The organism is Roseibium sp. AWQ4_254, from assembly GCF_056161025.1.
In genome coordinates, this window is sequence record NZ_JBSWYH010000063.1 from 1 (window position 1) to 2,500 (window position 2,500).

Below are 2,500 nucleotides of genomic sequence, written 5' to 3' on the forward strand. Positions count from 1 at the left end.
GCTGTTTTAAGCCCGGCCTTTTTTGTTTTGCGCGTCCTCGGACCTTTGGTCCTGTGGGCGTCGCGGGGGCTGCTCCATCCCGCGTTATTTTGTTTTCCCTGGAACTCTTTGGTTCCGGAGGGGGCTGTTTTAAGCCCGGCCTTTTTTGTTTTGCGCGTCCTCGGACCTTTGGTCCTGTGGGCGTCGCGGGGGCTGCTCCATCCCGCGTTATTTTAGCATCACCGTGGTTGGGGGGCTTCTGTCCGGCCCGTGTCCTGCCCGGCATTTTTGTCTGTTTGTCCTGGGCTTTCGCCTGCGGTCAAACGGGGGCTGCTCCATGGTGCCAGCACCGGAGGCATGAGAGCTGATCTGGTGCCGGGTTGTTTTGTGTCGTTCAAGAGATGCGCGCTCAAGAGCGCTAAGATTTCAAACTGCGTTTAGCAGGCCTGGCGGCGACCTACTCTCCCACACCTTAAGATGCAGTACCATTGGCGCTGGGGAGTTTCACGGCCGAGTTCGGGATGGGATCGGGTGGGGGCTCCCCGCTGAGGCCACCAGGCCGGCGAAGCGCAGTTTGCTTTTCCCTCACGGCCGCACCGCGCTTTTCAAGCGCTGGCCTGCGGGAGCGCGCCCTGACCGGGCGGCGGCCGCTTGGCCTTGCGAAGCTTGCGCTTCGAACTGTGTTTCCACGAGGGGTAAAACTGGTCTTGTTTTGATCATTTCAAACGCACTGAAGTAACCGCTAGGCGGTAGTGCACCTAAAATGATCTTTCCAAAGCGCCAAGGGCGCTTTGGCAAAGATGAACATTGATTAATGAGAGCGATCAAGCCGAACGAGCTATTAGTAAAGCTAAGCTTCATGTGTTGCCACACTTCCACACGCTTCCTATCGACGTGGTGGTCTTCCACGGCTCTTCAGGGAGAACTGGTTTTGAGGTGGGTTTCCCGCTTAGATGCTTTCAGCGGTTATCCCTTCCGTACATAGCTACCCTGCAATGCGGCTGGCGCCACAACAGGTCCACCAGAGGTACGTCCATCCCGGTCCTCTCGTACTAGGGACAGATCCTCTCAATTCTCCTACACCCACGGCAGATAGGGACCGAACTGTCTCGCGACGTTCTGAACCCAACTCACGTACCACTTTAATTGGCGAACAGCCAAACCCTTGGGACCTGCTCCAGCCCCAGGATGTGATGAGTCGACATCGAGGTGCCAAACAATGCCGTCGATATGGACTCTTGGGCATCATCAGCCTGTTATCCCCGGCGTACCTTTTATCCGTTGAGCGATGGCCCTTCCACGAGGGACCACCGGATCACTATGGCCGTCTTTCGACTCTGCTCGACTTGTCAGTCTCGCAGTCAGGCAGGCTTATGCCATTGCACTCAACGAGCGATTTCCGACCGCTCTGAGCCCACCTTCGCGCGCCTCCGTTACCATTTGGGAGGCGACCGCCCCAGTCAAACTACCCGCCACACACGGTCCCGGATATTGTTGTACCGCGGTTAGATATCCATGACGACAGGGGTGGTATTTCAAGGGTGACTCCACATCAGCTGGCGCCAATGCTTCAACGTCTACCACCTATCCTACACAAGTCGTCACGAATACCAGTGTGAAGCTGTAGTAAAGGTGCACGGGGTCTTTCCGTCTGACCGCAGGAACCCCGCATCTTCACGGGGAATTCAATTTCACTGAGTCTATGCTGGAGACAGCGGGGAAGTCGTTACGCCATTCGTGCAGGTCGGAACTTACCCGACAAGGAATTTCGCTACCTTAGGACCGTTATAGTTACGGCCGCCGTTTACTGGGGCTTCAATTCGGTGCTTGCACACCTCCTCTTAACCTTCCAGCACCGGGCAGGCGTCAGACCCTATACGTCGCCTTGCGGCTTCGCAGAGCCCTGTGTTTTTGATAAACAGTCGCCACCCCCTGGTCTGTGCCACCCACACAAGGTTGCCCTCGCATGGGTCTCCCTTCTCGCGAACTTACGGGAGCATTTTGCCGAGTTCCTTCAGCATAGTTCTCTCAAGCGCCTTGGTATGCTCTACCAGTCCACCTGTGTCGGTTTCGGGTACGGTTTATAAAGTGGAGCTATTTCCTGGAACACCTTCGCTGCACCCCCAATCCAATAAGGAGATACAACACACGGCATCCGTCACTACCACCAAGCTGCAGAATATTAACTGCATTCCCATCGACTACGCCTTTCGGCCTCGCCTTAGGGGCCGGCTAACCCTGCGCCGATTAGCGTTGCGCAGGAACCCTTGGACTTTCGGCGAGCGGGTCTCTCACCCGCTTTATCGTTACTCATGTCAGCATTCGCACTTCTGATATCTCCAGGAGCCCTCACGGGTCCCCCTTCGCAGACTTACAGAACGCTCCGCTACCGCGCATCAAAGATGCACCCGCAGTTTCGGTGTATGGCTTGAGCCCCGGTACATTTTCGGCGCGGGACCCCTTATTTAGACCAGTGAGCTGTTACGCTTTCTTTAAATGATGGCTGCTTCTAAGCCAACAT

General features: G+C 56.1%; 1 protein-coding gene and 2 rRNA genes (1 of these 3 cut by a window edge). 1 reads left to right on the plus strand and 2 read right to left on the minus strand.

Translation table 11 applies throughout. The features are described from left to right. Positions 1–216, plus strand: a 216-nt coding sequence (locus tag ACXAIC_RS24435; protein WP_475186979.1) for a hypothetical protein, incomplete at its 5' end; no start/stop codon positions are given. 207 nt (positions 217–423) lie between these two features. Here the strand turns inward: ACXAIC_RS24435 and rrf are convergent. After that, a 5S ribosomal RNA gene (gene rrf, locus ACXAIC_RS24440) occupies positions 424–538 on the minus strand. A 261-nt stretch (positions 539–799) separates the two neighbouring features. After that, positions 800–2,500: ribosomal RNA gene (locus tag ACXAIC_RS24445) — 23S ribosomal RNA — on the minus strand (it continues 1,022 nt past the right edge of the window).